The following is a 17286-nucleotide window of genomic DNA, read 5'->3' as shown; positions in this document are numbered from 1 at the left end:
CGACGGCCGCGAGCGTCGACTGGTCGCCGTACGCCGTCGTCAGCCCATCGGCGACGGTTCGGCGTAGCGACGGGATCCTGTTCTGCGCCGGTGCCGGCCGTCAGACCTGTGGTTCGTCGGCGCCTTCGGCGGCCGGGCCGCCCTGGTCGCCGCAGCCGTCGTCGAGGTGCTGTCCGAAGAAGCGCTGGCTCGCCGCGACGAGTTCCTCGTACTCGGTCTGGCTGTCGGCGTGCGGGAAGTGCCCAGCGGTCAGCACGTGCAGCTCGCGCGGCCCGGCCAGGCCGTTGTGCACGGCGAACTGGCCCGGCGGCGGCACGGCGGGGTCGAAGAGGGCGGGCGCGACCAGGGTCGGGATGCGCAGCCTCGTCGCGGCCGTGGCGGCGTCGAAGTATCGCAGGACCTGCGTCACGTCGGGGTGTTCACGGTGGTAGGCGCGGACAGACTCACCGCTGCCCACACAGGGGAGGGTGAGCCGCAGCGGGTGGTTGCCGAAGGTGGGCACGGTCAAGCGGGCTGCGGCGAAGCGGTCGTCCCAGGGGAGGGCCAGGGCGCCGAGGCCGCCGCCGAAGCTCTCGCCGAGATAGCCGAGGCGCGGGCCAGCGGGCAGGTCGAGGCTCGGCACCAGGTGCAACAGCGCCGACGCGGCGCACCACAGGTCGGCGACGCAGTCCCCGATGACGTACCGGTCACGCGAGTCGATGCCGTGCAGCACGTGCCCGTCGGCGTGGTCGGGTACGCCCGGCAGCAGGCTGCGCGCGCCCATGCCGCGTACGCAGGGAAGGATCGCCGCCGATCGGGGCAACGGCAGTGGCACCGAGGGGCCCGGCTCCTGACGGCCGCCGTACCCGTGGCCGATGACGAACCCGTGCTCGACGCCGCTGGCGGTCGGCCCCGCCGACTCGGCAGGCAGCACGAGCCAACCACCGATGCGGACGCCGCCCACGGAAGAGTAGGTCACTCCGAAGATTCGTACGCCGTCGCGTTCCTCTTCCAGGGGACCGATGGTGGGCTCCGTCGCGACCCGCCGCGCGGTGTCGTATCGGGAGCGCCAGAACTCGTCGAAGTCGGCGGGTGCGGCTGGCGCCGGGATGCGGAGCAACTGGTCGAGGCGGTGACCGTAGCTCGGGTCGAAGGGGAAGTCGTGCGCGAACCGAACGGCGGCGCGTTGGCGGGCGTCGGTGTGCCGGACGCCGTCCGGTACGTGCGGTAGCGCCGGGTCGATGTTCTGGCGTTCGTGCCGCAACAGGTCTCCGTCCAGATTGCAACCTCTGGTGGATTGGCCCTCCGCGATCCGGCGGGCCAATCCACCACACCGCCTACCGGGTCGCGTCCGGTCGGCGGGCCGGCCTACCTGCCCGGTTCGGACTACTTCTTGGGCAGCGGGAAGCGGGCCAGGTCCATGCCGTGCATGCCCCAGGTCGCCTTGCCGTCCGGGGTGAAGTGGAACGAGGGGTTGTTGTACCAGCCGCGCGGCACGTTGTCGTACAGCGTGGTCACCGCGCCGCCCGGGACGGTCGGCAGCTCGCAGATGTCGAGGGTCCAGTGCACCCAGGAGAACACCCGGCCGTCGACCCCGTTGAACTGCCCGTACCCGCCGAGGTCGCCCTCCATCACGATGGTGCGGGTGTGCAGGTCGTAGGCGAACCAGGCGCCGCGCGGTCGCCGGCCCATGGCATAGAGCAGGTTGCCCACCACGTGCAGGCTCTCGTACGACTGCCAGTCCGGCTTGATCTCCTCGCGCCACAGCAGCGTACGGGTGACGATGTCCACGGCCGCCACCTGCGCGACCTTGCGGATCGGGCCGGTGGTGCCCTCGCCGTAGGTGTCGCCGGCGATGTAGGCGGTGGTGCCCTGCACCACCACGTCCATGACGCTCTGCTCGGGCAGGAACTCGCGGTGCGAGTCGAAGGTGTTGGTGGCCAGGTCGACGAAGGTCAGCGCGCCGGTGTGCTTGGTGGTCTGCGGGCTGGACGCCACGACGAGCTGGTTGCGCGGCCGGTCCACGAAGATGCGCTTGGTACGCAGCTGTTCGTTGCCGAGCAGGCCCAGCACCTTGATCTGGTAGTTGTCCGGGTCGACCGCCACGATCTGGGTGCTCGGGTACAGGCCCGCGTAGACCACGCCGGCCTGGCCCTCGGCCATCGCCTTGACCTCGCCGTTGATGTCGAACCGGTCGTTGGTGCCGGCCTCGGTGCGGTGCACCGTCATCGCGTAGTGGCCGCCGACCCAGATCGTGCCCCGGGTGTGCCGCATCATCGACTGGATGGTCTCCGGGTAGCCGAAGCCCCGGGTGGCGGTCTGCCACACGCTGGCCGTGCCGCCCGGCGTCGTCTTCCACACGTGCCCCAGCCCGCTGACGCCGAGCAGGGCGCCGCCGGGCAGCGGGGCGAGGAGCGCGTTCTCCACGTCGGCGAGGGGCTGGCCGACCTTCACCAGGCCGTCGGCGGTGACCTCGTACAGGTTGGCGGTGAGCCGGGTCAGCGCGTACACCTTGCCGTCGCTGCCGACGGTGACCTGGTCGACGTAGCGGTCCTCGGCGGGGATGTCCCGCGAGACCCGGTTGGAGCCGTCGCGGTGGAAGGAGATCAGCTGCCGGCCGCTGGCCACGTAGACGACGCCGTCGGAGACCGTCATGTCGAGGATGCCGACCGGGGAGGAGCTGAGGTGCGGGGTCAGGTTGGTGGGCGCGCCGCCGGCCTTCGGCCAGGCCAGCAGCGTGCCGGGCGCGGCCGACCCGCCGTAGACGTACTCGTCGTCGACCGCCACGGCCGCCGCGTACTGCGAGGTGGAGATGCGGCCGTACGTCTCGACGGTCGCGTCGGCCAGGCGGATCCGCTTGACGGTGCAGTCCGGGTACGTGCCGATGTAGAGGTGCTCGCCGTGCACGACCATGTCGTAGTACCAGGTGGTGCTTCCTCCGGCGTGCGCCCAGGCCACCAGCTCCTTGGTCTGCGGGTCGAACCGGTAGACGTACGCGCTGCCGGCGGGGCCGATGTAGACGTACCGGCCGTCGGCGGCGAGCTTCTGCCCGCCGTTGCTCGGGATGGTGAGGTCGTCGATGCTGCGCATCTCGCCGGTGTTGACGTCGAACTCGCCCAGCCGCATCTTCCCCTCGGGCGTGTTGAACCGGGAGGTGATGAAGACGCTGTCGCCGATGACGGCGGCCCCCCGGACGGCAGCGGTCAAAGAGGCAGGACCGAAACTCGTCGGCGTGAGCTCCTGGTCGCCCTGGGCCATGGCCGGGCCGGCCACCGCCCCGTGGCCAACTGCCAGTGCGGCGCCGGTGAGGGCGCTACTCGCGAGGAGCGAACGACGGCTGAGGGGCATGGTGGGCTCCGTTCGTCTATGTCATTACGGCCCGGACCCTAATCACGGTGCTGGGGGCCGTCAAGGATCTGTCCGCGCCGTCGGGCGGCAGGGCGCCGACCGGGGGCGACAACCCGGCACAACCGGCCCGAATCGCTGCGCTACCCGCCGACGCGCGACCGGTCCGCAGGTCGATGACCACGACGGCGCCGGGCGCGACCGAACGGCCATCGCCGTCCTCGGCCACGGTGGGCGTCACCGCGCCACGGCCAGGATGGGCCGCAGGACCCGCTCGTAGGCATCGCAGTAACGGACCATCCCGAGGTCGCTGGGGTGCGATCCGTCCACCTCGCCCTCCCCGTCGTCGCCAACCAGGTTGTCGCCTTCGAGACGGAACAGATGCTTGACGCCGGAGGTGCGCAGGTTCATGTACGCGGCGCGCAGGGCGGCGCGGCTGCCGGCGTGCCGCTGCCGGGACGACTCGACGAAGGTGGCATTCGCGTAGGTCCGATCCTCGACGAGCAGGATCGGGGTGTCAGGTCGTGCGTCGCGGAGCAGGCGAACGAGCGGCTCGGTACGCTCTGCAACCATGGCCGGAGTCATGTTGGGAAGACAGTCGATCACATAGACCGACGCGTCGATTTCAGTCAGCAGTTCGCCGACTGGCAGATCCATCGTGCCGTTGCCGGAAAAGCCGAGATTGATCGTCGGGCAGTCGAGGCGCCGGCCGAGGATCGCGGTGATCGACATGCCGGGGCGCGACGAAACCCCGCCCTGCATGATGGAGGTTCCGTAGAAGACCACGGGCCGTTCGGTGCGCGGTCGCACTCCTTGGAAGGAGGCACCCGGATCCACGCCGATCTGGAGAAACTCGACGCCGTTGTAGAGCGGAAGGTAGGCAGTGTAGAGCCGGCGACCAGGGTCGACCCCGCTCACGAGACGCTGCTCCACAAGCTGCGTCGCCGGTTTCGTCCCAGCGAGCCAGCGGTCGACACCCGAGCTGGTTCGCCCGTAGACGTCCAAGCCGCTCATCCCGGTCGCGGGCATGTGGAACATGTCCAGTGCTGACGAGTCCAAGCGGTAACGGGCGTGGAAAACAGTCGAGTCGGTCTCGAATCGGGTCAACATCCCGGCGGAGTCACGGCTCAGATCCCACACCGCCGATCGGACCGTTGATCTCGCCCTGGCGGGAAGGCGGTCATAGAAGCGCTCCGTGTCCTGCCAGCCCTTGCCCTCCACGCCCCATTGGGCGACGTCGTACCAGGCGATTCCGTTCTCAATGGTGGGAGTTGCATCAATCGTGGTGAGTTTCGAATGGCTGGCGGCTGTTCGAGTCTGCGTGACGGATGGTGGGGCAGCTTGACCATGGGCTGGCTGGTTGAGCACGGCGGGTGCGACCAGCGTCGCGCCCCCGACCCCGGCCAGATGGAAAAGCCGCCTGCGGCTGATCGATGGTTGCGCCATCTTGGCTCCTCTGCGGCTGTTGCGCCCGAAGGCACCGGTTACGGCACGCTAGGCCGGCACTCCCGGCGACTGAAGGGCATGGATGCCATCGAGGCGATGAGCGGGCGGTGGCGGGCGGCAAGCGGCGCCTTGCCGAAGTCGAGTGGTAGGCGACGCGCGGCGAGCGACCACGCCCGGTGGGGCCGCCACCCACAACACGCCGTCATGGGCACGTCGTAGACCACTCCCGTGGTCGCACAAGCGGGGGCACCGGACGCCGGAACGGCCGCACGATCGCCGATCGGGCGGCCGTTCCGCTTCCACTGATCGACTTCCGCACGTCGAACCATTCCGGCCGGCCGTAGGTGTCGGCTAGGGTCCCGCTCACGTGCGGTCGTCGTGCGGGCCACGGGACGAACTCGCGAGGACATCCAGGTCCGGTTTCTGATCATCCGCGGTACGGTCAGCCGCCGGCGGGGCGCCCCGATCGACGGTTCGCCACCTGGTGAGGGTCAGCAACAGGAACGCGCCGGCGGTGACGACTACCGTGCCATGGAACAGGGCGACCACCGGCATCGGGGAGGCCCGCTCCAGCACGAGCCCGCTGGCCAGCATGCCGACTGCGAAGCCGAGCGTCTCAGCCGTCGCGGAGATCCCGAACAGATGCCCACGTACCTGCGCGGGCGCGGCCTGCAGGCGGGTGGAGTACGCCAGTTCGGTGCACCCGTCCGCGAACCCGGCGACCAGCGCCACCAGGATCAGTAGCGGCACAGGCGGTCCAGTGAACGCCGCCACGAACGCCAGTGACATCACACAGGCAGCCACGGCGAACGTCCGCTCATCCAGTGACCGGCCGGTACGCTTCAGCCACAACGAGACCATCTGGTGCGTCAGCAGCGTGCCGAAGGCCCAGGCGGCCCAGAACTGGCTGAGCAGCGCCGCCGGGTTGCCCGGGTTCACGACATTCGCGAAGACCGGCAGGGCTACGTTGTGCGACGCGGATCCCCAGGCGTCCACACCGCGTAACGCCACCATGCCCGCGAGGACAGGCGACCCGGCGAGCAGCATCCGGACGGCGCCCAGCCCGGCCCGTTCGCGAACGGACTTCCGCGCCGTCGACCCGGCAACGGCATTGCGGAACGACAGCGGCAGACAGGCCAGGACGACCGCGGAGACGAGAAAGCTTCCGGCGTTGACCGCGAAGGCGGGAAGGAACCCGAACTCGCCGATGATCGGGCCGGCCGAGGCGAAGCCGAGCACCGTCGCCGCTGACCTTCCCGTCAGCAGATACCCGTTGCCCCGTAACCGCTCCGCGTCGCCCACCAGCTCTGGCACGCTCGTCCGCAGCGCCACGTTGAAGATCGTGTTGCCGCTGCCGAGGACCACGGCCACGGCGTAGAGGAGCTGCGGGTGCCCGGCTGCCGGCACGGCCAGCAGCGCGATCATCGCGAGGGCCTGTGCGACGTCGGTGACGATCATGACGGTTCTGGGGTCGAAGCGGGTGACCAGGCCGCCAGCCACCGGCGCTACGACGAAACCGGCGGCGAGCCGGGTCGCCATCAACAGCCCGGTCTGCAGCGCGCTACCCGTCAGGTGATACACGTACAGGTTGAGGGCGACGAGGTTGAGAAAGTTGCCGAACGTCGAGACCGAGTAGCCGGCGACGAAGACGGTGAACAGCCGCATCGTCCGTCGTTCCGTCATCGGGGTCCGTGTCCGATCTCGCCCTGCGGGGCCGCCGCCACCCGATCGAGCACCGAGAGGAAGTTCGCCGCCCAGCCCTCGATCGACGACTCGTCGAACAGGTCCGTGGAGTACTCGAACGCCGCCTCGACGCCGTGCTCTGTCGGCATGAGTACGACGTACAGCTCGGTCCGCGCCACGCCTGCCACGGCGAGGCTCTCCACGGCGGCCGAGACACCGGGAAGCGTGAGGTCCGGCGGTGGGGTCGTGACGACCGCGAACAGCACCTGCGGTGTCGGTATGTCGGCTCCGACGGCGTCCGCCACCTGGCCCAGCGCGAGCGCGTGGTGATCGAGCGCGACGAACGTCCGCTCGGTGACCGCATGGACGAGCTCGTCGAAACGCAGCCCGTCGGAGAGAGTCACCCTGACCAGCAGCGCCTCCCCGACCGGCCCGACCACGCCGGTGTGCTCCGGGCGGACGCGGCTCGCGCTGGACACCGGCACCACGATGTCCCGCTGCCCGCACAGTTCCGCCATCCACACCGCGAACGCCGCCGTGAGGACGGCAGCCGGGGTGGCGGCGATCTGCGTCGCGGCCGCCTGCAAGAGCCGGACGGTCCGCGCGGGGACCTCGAACCGGTGCAGCGCCCCTCGGCCGGAGAGCCTGCCGGGATGGCGCCGATCGTAGGGAAGCTCGAAGCGCAGCCGTGCTCCAGCCAGTTCCGTACGCCAGAACGAAACCAGCGCATCACGCTCCGCATCGAGCTGCGCCACCCGCCACCGCGCGTAGTCCGGATACCCGACCACGGTCGGGAGGCCGGTGGTAGTGCCGTTCACCTCGTCGGCGTAGAGCGTCGACAGGTCCCGCCAGATGACACCCATCGACCATCCGTCGCAGATCATGTGGTGCAGCACCAGCACCAGCACCCATCGCTGCTCGCCGAGCCGGCCCAGCTGAGCCCGCCACAGCGGCGCCTCATCGGGCGCGATGACCGCGTTCGCCGCCGCTTCGCACCAGCGCTCCACGCCCTCCGGCTCAGCTGGCAGGTCGGTGACCGACAGCCGCACGGGCAGCTTGGCGAGGACCTCCTGGACCAGTCGGTCACCCCGGGGGACAAGACGGGTCCGTAGCGCGGCGTGCCGGCGTACGAGCGAATCGAGGGCGCGCTCCAGCGCGAGTTCGTCGAGGTCACCCTCCAGCCGAATCCGGTGCGCCACGTTGTAGACGGCCGGACGCGGGTTGGCGTGATGCATCCGCCACGCCCGCTGCTGGATGCTCGTCGTCGGGGCGGTGTCCGACACGGTGGCGGCGTGGATGCGCCTCGCCATGTCCCGGATGGTGGGTGCCTGGAACAGGTCAGCCACCCGCAACTCGACGTCGAGCGCGTCCCGTACCCGATTGACGAGTTCGACCGCCGTGAGCGAGTGCCCGCCGAGCGAGAAGAATGAGGCGTCGACCGGGACGCTCCCCAACCCCAGCTGCTCCGACCACAGCGCGTGCAGTCTCCGCTCCAGATCTGAGGCCGGTTCGGTGCCACGCCGGTGGCTCCAGTCCGGTTCGGGCAGCCGGCTGCGGTCGAGCTTGCCGCTGGCGTTGACCGGCAGTTCCTCGACCCGCACCCACTCGGTCGGAATCAGGTAGCTGGGCAGGCTGGCCGCCAACTGTCCGGCGACGCGGTCGATGTCGGCCGCGGCGTCGGCGAGCACGACGTACCCGACGAGACAGGTCTCCCCGCGGGAGTCCTGGCCGGCCAGCACCGCGGCGTCTCGCACCTCGTCCAGCGCGTAGAGCGCCCGCTCCGCTTCCTCCGGCTCCACCCGGTAGCCACGGATCTTCACCTGGTTGTCGAGGCGGCCGAGGTACTGCAGGGTGCCGTCGGGTAGCCATCGCGCCAGGTCGCGAGTCCGGTAGAGCCGCCTCGTGGGTTCAGCCGGATCGGGGACGAACGCCTTGGTGGTCTCCTCTGGTCGGCCCACGTACCCGCGGCCCAGGCAGGCGCCCCCCAGGTGGATTTCGCCCACGGCCCCGACCGGCACCGGCAACTGTCGCTCGTCGAGCAGCCGGACGACGACGTTGTCGATCGGGCGGCCGATGGGAGGCTTCTCGCCGGCGTCCGGGTCGACGCGGTGGGTGATGCTGATGATGGATGCCTCGGTGGGCCCGTACTCGTTGTAGAGCGCGCAGTCAGGATGCGAGGCGAGGAAGCGACGCAGAGCCGGCGTCAGGATCATCTCCTCGCCGGCCGACACGACCTCGCGCAGTGACGGCATCGCCGGTTCGGTGTCCATCAGGTACCTGAGCGGGGTGAACGGCATGAACAACCGCTCCACCCCGTGACGTCTGATCGCCGCGACCATCGCCTGGGGTTCGTAGCGCGCCTCGTCGGGGATCAACACGAGCGCGGCTCCGGATGCCAACGTCGTGAAGATCTCCTGGACGCTCACGTCGAAGCCCACCGAGGTCCACTGCAGGGTGCGTAACGTCGGCCGGTGCCGCAGGTACCAGCCGACCAGGTTTGCCGGGCCCCGGTGCGGCACGGCGACCCCTTTGGGGCGGCCGGTCGAACCCGACGTGTAGATGCAGTACGCCAGGCTGTCGGGGCCGCCGGCCCGTGGCGGAGCACTGTCCGCCCTCGGGTCCGCTCCGTGCGGGGCGAGCATCTCCATCCCGAGGCGAGCGGCGAGTTTCTCCTCGTCCGTCACGAGGAGAACGGCGCCGCTGTCGCGGGCCATGAAGGTCAGCCGGGACTCCGGGACGCCGCCGTCCAGTGGCAGGTAGGCGGCACCGGCCTTGTGCACCCCGAGCAGCGCGACGATGAGATCCACGCCGCGCGGCAGGCACACCGCGACGACGTCGTCCGGCCGTACGCCTCGGTCGCGCAGCCGCCACGCGATCGCGTTGGCGCGCCGATCCAGCTCGCGGTACGTCAGTCGGGTCTCCCCGGCAACGAGCGCGACCGCGTCCGGGGTTCGTGCGACCTGCCGCTCAACCAGCTCGTGCAGGCGGGCCGCCGGGTCGTCGTGGCGATCGCCGCTCCATCGGCCCATCGCAGTCCGATCCGATTCGACCGGTGCCGTCAACGCTGACAACGCCAGATCCTGCCCCGCAACCGCCCGCCTGAGCACTGCCTCGAGGTAGGCGAGAACCCGTCGTACCGACGTCTCGTCGAACAGGTCGGTGTTGTATTCGACGACGCACTGCACCCGGTCGGGATGATGCGTCAGGTAGAGGGTCATGTCGAGTGGTGCCCGGTCACTGGGCACGTCGAGCAGCGTGGCATCGACCCGCGGCGGGTCGAAGTCGACGGTGGCTGCGCTCTCGTACTCGACCAGGACCTGGAACACCGGGTTGCGGCTCGGATCCCGCTCCGGGTTGACCGCCCCGACCAGCTCGTCGAACCCGACTCCCGCATGGTCGAACGCCTCTGTGCTGGCGTCCCGGACTCGCTGCACGACGGCGCCGAGGGTCGGGTCACCGGACAGGTCGATGCGCAGCGGAACCGAGTCGATGAACAGACCGATCAGGTCCTCCGTGCCGGCGGGCCGGTTGGTGAGGACGGTGCCGAGCACGACGTCGTCCTGGCGGCTGAGTCTCCCGAGCACGGTGGCGATCCCGCCGAGCAGGGTCATGAACGGCGTGACCCGGTGCTCCTGACTGATCCGACGTACGGCCGCAGCGACGTCGGCGTCCAGGTCGTGCACGAGTGCGGCGCCCCGCGCCGTCATCACCGGCGGTCGGGGCCGGTCCGTGGGCAGGCGCAGCGGTGGCGCCCCGGCGAGAGCAGATCGCCAGTAGTCCAGGTGCCGCCGCTTCTCCTCGCCGGTGACGAGGCGTGCGCGTACGTGGTCCGGATAGCTGATCGGTAGTGGGGCGAGCGGCGGTGGCTGGGTCGGCCCCGACCGGTAGAACGCGGCGAGATCCCGGACGAACACCGCGGTGGAGAACGAATCGAAGACGAGATGGTGCGCGTAGAGCATCAGCACGTGCTCAGCCTCGCCCAGCCGGATCAACCTGATCCGCAGCAGCGGTCCCGTGGTCAGGTCGAACCCCTGGGCGCCGAACTCGACCACTGCGTCTCGGATCGCCTGGTCGTCTGGAACACCCGACCGGTCGACCAGCGGGCAGTCCATGTCGACTGAGGGCAGGACCACCTGCTGCGGCTCGCCATCGACCTCGCGGAACACCGTACGCAGCGGCGCGTGGCGCTCCACCACCTTGCGCAACGCCCACCGCAGTGCGGTGACGTCGAGCGCGCCGTCCAGCCGGATCGCCTTCGGCTCGTGGTAGCTCGTGCGCGCCGGGTACATCTGCTCCAGGAACCACATTCCCCGCTGCGCTGCTGCCAGCGGCGCATGCTGTGTGACCTGCCGCGGGTCGCGTCCCGGGTCCTGCTGCCGCACGCGTGCCTGGTCGACGAGCCGTAGGCTTCGCAGCATCTGCTTCGTTGACACACCGAAGTCGACGAAACACGCGATCTCGTCGACGCCCATCTCGGCGAGACGGTCGATGATCGGGGCGCAACTGTCGGGTGTTCCGATCAACGCCCGGTCCTCGCAGTACCGTCCGTAGGCCTGCTCGAGCAGGAAGTCGACGTCACTGTCGGGAGTGGTGTCGTCGATGGTGATGCCAAGGCTGTTGGTGACGCCGCCGAGGAGCGACAGCGACGAGCGCAGGTAGTCGCAGAACGGCGGGAACGCCTCGGCGCGGGTGCGTTCGAGGTCGTCACCCAGGTACGTGTGAACCAGGACGACCACCCGGCCAGCATCCGGATCGAGCCCGTGCTCGCTTCTGGTGCGGCGATAGAGCGAGATGTTCTCGGCCAACTGGTCGATGGACTGGGTCATCAGATTCGTCACCACGCCGAGATCGGCGGCGGCGGCCGACCGGTACGAGTCCGGGTTGGCCACGACGGCGACGAAGAACGGCGGCATCGTCTGCAGCGGTCGTGGGAAGATCCGGACGTCGATCCGTTCACCGTTGCCGGATGTGGCGGGCAGCGGTTCACCCGACCACAGCGTGCGGACGGTCGTCAGGTGCTCGTACATGAGCTGTCGATGGCTGCCGAACGCGTCCGGGCTGAGCGCGAAATCGTTCGGGTGCCAACCGCTGGCCACGCACAACCCGACGCGGCCGCCGGAGAGGTTGTCGACCACCGACCACTCCTCGGCCACCCGGATCGGGTTGTGCAGCGGCAGCACCACGGAGCCCGCGTTGATCCTGATCCGGGACGTCTCGCGGGCCACCGCGGCGGCCAGCACGACCGGGTTGGGGAACAGCCCGCCGAACGAGTGGAAGTGCCGCTCCGGAAACCACACACCGTGGAAGCCGTGCTGATCGCCGAACCGTACGGCTTCCATGATCGCGGCGTACTTGTCCTGCTGGTCCTGGTCCGGGTAGTCACCGAAGAAGTACAGGCTGAAATCGCACGTGCTGGTCCGCGCCGGCCGCGCCGGCGGCGCGGGTCGAGGCCGCGGCGGTGGCGGCGTGGGCACGGGTTCGGTGACCTGCGTCGTCCTGCCCGGCGTACCCGCGGCGGCCGAGGCGACGGCGACGGCTGCGGCAGGCGGGGCGGGCACCTGGGGTCCGGGTTGAACTGGCGGCACCGGCGAGCCGACCGGTGATCCGGGCGTTCCACCCAACACGGCCAGCTGCTCGCGCATCACGGAGGTGACCTGCTCGACGAGCTGTTCGGTGAGTCGGAGCTGCTGGGCGATGACGTCGGCGACCTCCGCAGACGGCGCGGCGCTCGCCTCGGGCGGCGCGTCGGCCCCGGATGCGGTCGGTGCGGGCCCTTCGTCAGCCGCCACCGGATCGGTCGGCGTCTCCGTCGGGTCATCCTCGGCGCCCATTCGGTCGGCGATCAACGCGGACAGGCGCTCGGGGTTGTCCGCGATCGTGAACAACTCCCGGGCAGCGAGTTCGATCCCGAACGACTGCCGCACCTCCTGCACGACGCGCAGCATGGACAGCGAGTCGGCACCGAGTTCGAGGAACGCCCGCTCCGGCCGGACCTCGGCCAAGGCGGCGCCCAGTTGCCGGGCAGTCAGGTTACGGACGGTCGCCAGCACCTCTGCGCGCCGCGCTGCCGTAGCGGCCGGCACGGCAGCCGGTGCGTAGGCCCGCGCTTCGCCACCCGCGGTAACCGGTTCGTGGGAACTGGTGGGGCCGTCGGCGCCGATCCAGTAGCGCTTGCGCCGGAACGGGTAGCCGGGCAGGGGTATCCGCCTTCCACCCCTGGCTACCTCCGCCCAGTCCACCGGATCGCCGTGGCGGTACAGCTCTGCGACGGCGTGCTCGACCGCCAGGACCGGGTGTGTGCCTCGCCGTTGCGTCGCCACCCAGGCAGTGGTGGGGTTGGCGCGTCGCCCCACCCCGCTCAGCACCGCGTCCGGGCCGATCTCGAGGAACCGGTGACAACCCTGCGCCACGAGGGTGCTCACCGCGTCGGCGAACAGCACCGGCCGGCGGATCTGCCGGGCGAGGTAGTCGGTCGGCATCACCGTGCCCGACGTCAGCAACCTCCCGGTCAGGGTGCTGGCCATCGGCGTGCTCAGCGGTGACATCCGCACGGTCGCCGCCCGCGCCGCGAAGGCGTCGACGATCGGATCCAGAAGCCTGCTGTGGAAGGCCCGGTCGACCGGCATCTTCTGCCACCCGATGGCGTGTCGGTCGAGCCACGCGGTCGCCTGCTCGACGGCGGCTTCCGGCCCGGCCAGGACGTACTCCTCGGAGCCGTTGACGGCGGCCACCTCGACGTGGATGTCGGCGAGCATCGGGGCGATGGCGGCGCGGTCGGCCAGCACTGCGATCATCGAGCCCGGGGGAGTGCCCTGCTGCATCAGCCTGCCGCGCGACGCCGTCAGCCGGATCCCGTCGGCGAGCGACATGCCCCCCGCGACACAGAGCGCCGCGTACTCGCCGACGCTGTGCCCCACCACGAGGTCCGGCTCCAACCCGAAGGCGCGCCAGAGCTCGACCAGGGCGACCTGGAACGCGAAGAGTGCGGGCTGCGCCGTGTCGGTGGGCCAGAGTCGCTGATCGTGGCGTCCGCACAGCAGCGCGAGCAGGCTGGCGTCGTTCTCCGCGGTGTACAGCCGCTCGCACTCGTCGAGCACCCGCCGGAAGGCCGGGAATGCCTGGTAGAGCTCGTCGGCCATGCCGGGGCTCGCGGCGCCCTGGCCGGTGAAGGCGAATGCCAACGGGCCGGGCCCGCCGGCCGGGACCTCGCCGGCCAACGCCTCGTCGAGCGCATCGGCCAGTTCGGTGGCGCTGCCGCCGACGACAGCTAGCCGATACCGGCGGTGGGCTCGGCCGAGCGCGGCGGTGGAGACCACGTCGGCGCCCGGCAGGGCCGGATGATCGCGCAGATGATCGCGCATCCGGCTGGCCAGCTCGGTGAGCGCCTCCGGGTCGGCCGCGGAGAGCGGCAGGACGCGGAGTGTGCCCGGCGCCGTGTCCCGCTCGAATGCCGGTGGCGGTTCTTCCAGAATGACGTGCGCGTTGGTGCCGCCGACGCCGAGCGCGCTGACCCCGGCGCGGCGGGGCGCCCCATCGGTCGACCAGGGCCGCAGTTCGGTGCCGAGCACGAATGGACTGCCGTCGAGGTCGAGTTCCGGGTTCGGTCTCCGCAGGTTCACCAGCGGTGGGAGCATGCGGTGTGACAGCATCAGGACCGTCTTGATCAGGCCCGCCATGCCCGCGCAGCTGTCCAGATGACCGATGTTGGGCTTGACGGAGCCGACGGTGCAGAAACCGACCTTGTCCGTCCGGTCGCGTAACGCCCTGGCCGCCGCGCGAAGCTCCACCGGATCACCGAGCGGCGTCCCCGTGCCGTGGGCCTCCAGATAGGAGACGGTCTCGGCCGGGATGTTCGCCTGGTCGAGCGCCCGCTTGATCACGTCCACCTGCCCCGCCACGCTGGGCGCCGTGAAGCCGACCTTGCCCGTTCCGTCGTTGTTCACCGCCGAGCCGAGGATCACCGCGTGGATCGTGTCGCCGTCCTCCACGGCCCGGTCCAGCCGTTTGAGCAGTACGGCGGCCACCCCGTTGCCACCCACCGTGCCGTCGGCGTCGGCGTCGAACGCGCGACACTGTCCGGTCGGGGAGAGGATCGACCCGGGGTAATGGCGGTATCCGTTGGCTTGCGGGACGTGGACTGCGGCGGCACCGGCCAGGACGAGATCGGCATCACCGCTACGCAGCGCCTGGCAGGCCAGGTGCACGGCGACCAGCGAGGTGGAACATGCGGTCTGCACACCGATGGCGGGGCCGGTCAGGCCCAGTCGGTAGGCGACCCGGGTCGCCAGGAAATCCGGTTGGGTGCCGATGGCCTTCCGCATCGTGGTTATCGGGTCGTCCTGACCGGCCATCAGGTTGTTGAGCAGGTAGTTCTGGTGCGTGTAGAGGTTCATGCCGCTACCGGCGAAGACTCCGATGCGTTGGCCGGCTGTCGCGCCGGCGTACCCGCCGTGCTCCAGGGCGTGGTAGCAGCACTCGAGGAACAGCCGGTGCGCGGGATCGGTCAGCTCGGACTCCGCCGCGCTCATGCCGAAGAAATCGGCGTCGAAGGCGTCGATGTCGGCGAGCGCGCCGGTGACGGGAACGAAGTCGGCGTGGGCACGGTCGGCGGCAGGCACACCCGCCGCCGTCAGCTCCTCCGCGCCGAACCGCCGGACGCTCACCACGCCCCCTGTCAGGTTCGTCCAGAAGTCGTCCAGAGTGTCGGCGCCGGGAAACCGCGCGGCCATACCGATGATGGCGATCCGCTGGTCGGGGGCAGTCACGGCGCGCGGTTGCCGTTCGGGTGGCGGGGCGAGCGAGCTGAGGTGGCTGGTGAGCGCGGCGATGGACGGGTGCTCGAACATCGCCAGCTTGCTGAACTCCATGCCGAGTTCGTTCTGCAACCGGGCGTGCAGCCGAACCATCGTCACGGAGTCGATGCCCACCTCGTAGAAGCGCGCGTTGTCGTCGACGTCGGTCTTGAGCACGGTGTGGAACACAGCCCGCACCGCGCCGCGTAATCCGGCGGGCGTGGCGACAGCACCGGCGGTGGTGGGGCGAGCGTCGAACCCACCGTCGAGAAGCCGCCGACGCAGTGCCGCGCGCTGGACCTTGCCGCTGGCCGTTTTCGGGAACGCGGCGCGTGGCACCGGCACCACCCGCGCGGTCAACCGCAGCCGGACGAAGAGCGTCTGCTGGATGGCCCGGACCGTGCCGGCCGGCTCGGCGCGGTCGGTGCCGAAGAACACCACCAGTGTCTCGGAGCCACTCGTCGGATGCGGCACGCCGCAGGCCGCGACAAGCCCTGGGACCACGTCAGGTGCTTCAGCGACGACGCTCTCTATGTCGTGGGCGTAACACGTTTGTCCGTTGAGGATGATCCGGTCGCCTTCACGACCGGTGACGACGACCTGGCCGTCCTTGCCGAACGCCAGGTCCCCGGTGTTCAGCCAGACCTCGTGCTCGGATTCGCCCGTGACGAACGCGGCTCGGTCGGCGTCGGAGTTGCCGAAGTATCCCGCCGTGACCCGGGCCGAGCTGACCTGCAGTCGCCCGATGCGTCCCTCCGGTAGCACGACGTTGTGGTCGTCGACCACGCGAAGCGTCGCTCCCGGTGCCGGCGACCCGACCGCCACGAACGTGACGTGGCCGTCCACCTCGGCCGCTTCGTCCATCCACGTCAGTTCCCCGGCGAGGCTCGACGCGTGGATCCGGTGCACGTTAGCGTCCAGGCCTCCGTGCGCGAAGCTGATGCCGGTGACCGTCTCGGTCATTCCCCATGCGGGAACGAAGACCTCCGGCCGGATGCCGAAGGGCGCGGTGGCGCGGAGAAACTCCGCCATGACCGGGACAGTGATCTGCTCGCCGCCACTTACCAGGGTGACGATCGAGGACAGGTCCCAGTGTCCGTCCGTACGTCCCGAGAGAGCCTCGTTGACCAGTTGGTACCCGAAGTTCGGCGACCAGGCGTGGTTGACCTTGTGTTCGACGATCAGGTCCAGCCAGCGCACCGGGTCGGCGAGGACCAGGTCGGTGGGCGCGTGCACGTTGGTGCACCCCACGAAGACCTCGAGCAGGTGATAAAGGAGGAACGACGCGCTGTGGTCAAGTGGGAGCCAGTTCAGCGTGACATCCCCGGGGCGGATCGGCAGCAGCGTCGGGGTCCCCGCAGCGAACTCCACCAGGCCTCGCTGCGTGAGCTGGATGAGTTTGGCGCTCCCGGTGCTCCCGGAGGACATCATCAGCATCGCGACATCGTCCGGATCCGGTTGATGCACGTCCACGGCGGGCGGATGCTCGACGTACGCCCCGACATCGAGGAGCCGAAGCCCGTCGGGCAGGCCGTCGCGGTCATCTGCGGTGCAGAGGACGAGCGGCTCACCGAGCAGCCGCGCCGCGCGGCACAACCGGTCAACTCCCTCGGCGACCGCGGCAGGATCGGATGGGCGAGCGATCAGGAGCGGACGGATCCCGCCGAGTGCACAGGCCCAGAAGGTACTGACGAAGTCCAGCGGCTGCCCGCTGTACAGGACGACCTGGTCATCGGCTCGCAACCCCTGGTCGCGCAGCGCGCTGAGGATTCGACGGGCCCGGTGCAACAGCGCCGGGTATAGGAAGGACTCAGACCGTCCTGGCCCGGAGACGACGACAACACCGGCGTCGGGGAAGTGCTCCGCGGCGCGCAGAAGCGCCTCAGGCAGACACCGTGGATAGTCATCCGCCAGCTCCAACGGTGGGCCGCTGTAGAAGGCCGGTCGGTCCACGCTCTCCCCAATCGCGTCGTGTTCGCTGCTTGCCTGGCTGCGCCAGCAGAGCCCGCCGCCGCCCCGTGGAGCGTACGCACGCTGAGCA

General features: G+C 70.1%; 5 protein-coding genes. All 5 read right to left on the bottom strand.

All coding sequences use genetic code 11. The features are described from left to right. Window positions 1-100 precede the first annotated feature (100 nt). A complete protein-coding gene (locus ACZ6O2_RS23565) occupies window positions 101-1243 on the bottom strand; it encodes an acetylxylan esterase (RefSeq protein ID WP_466024300.1) in 1143 nt (380 codons plus the stop codon). Between the two features lie 122 nt (window positions 1244-1365). Beyond that, entirely contained in the window at window positions 1366-3186 is a 1821-nt protein-coding gene (locus tag ACZ6O2_RS23560; protein WP_466024299.1) for a YncE family protein, read from the bottom strand. Window positions 3187-3561: 375 nt separating this feature from the next. Continuing rightward, complete coding sequence (locus ACZ6O2_RS23555) at window positions 3562-4770, bottom strand: SGNH/GDSL hydrolase family protein (protein WP_466024298.1); 1209 nt, start codon at window positions 4768-4770, stop codon at window positions 3562-3564. Window positions 4771-5133: 363 nt separating this feature from the next. Continuing rightward, the gene (locus ACZ6O2_RS23550) at window positions 5134-6453 is read right to left on the bottom strand and encodes an MFS transporter (protein WP_466024297.1); all 1320 of its coding nucleotides are present in this window, start codon (window positions 6451-6453) and stop codon (window positions 5134-5136) included. Beyond that, window positions 6450-17198, bottom strand: a complete 10749-nt coding sequence (locus ACZ6O2_RS23545) for an amino acid adenylation domain-containing protein (RefSeq protein ID WP_466024296.1) — start codon at window positions 17196-17198, stop codon at window positions 6450-6452. Before ACZ6O2_RS23545 ends, ACZ6O2_RS23550 begins: the two co-directional genes overlap by 4 nt. Between the last annotated feature and the right edge of the window lie 88 nt (window positions 17199-17286).

It is taken from the genome of Micromonospora sp. NPDC048040 (assembly GCF_055587185.1).
Note: the sequence above shows the minus strand (reverse complement) of the source record. Positions and strands in the feature narration are given on the sequence as shown.

Coding starts and splice junctions, on each gene's coding strand:
- ACZ6O2_RS23555 (WP_466024298.1), bottom strand. CDS start 4,770: ATGGCGCAACCATCGATCAGCCGCAGGCGGCTTTTCCATCTGGCCGGG.
- ACZ6O2_RS23550 (WP_466024297.1), bottom strand. CDS start 6,453: ATGACGGAACGACGGACGATGCGGCTGTTCACCGTCTTCGTCGCCGGC.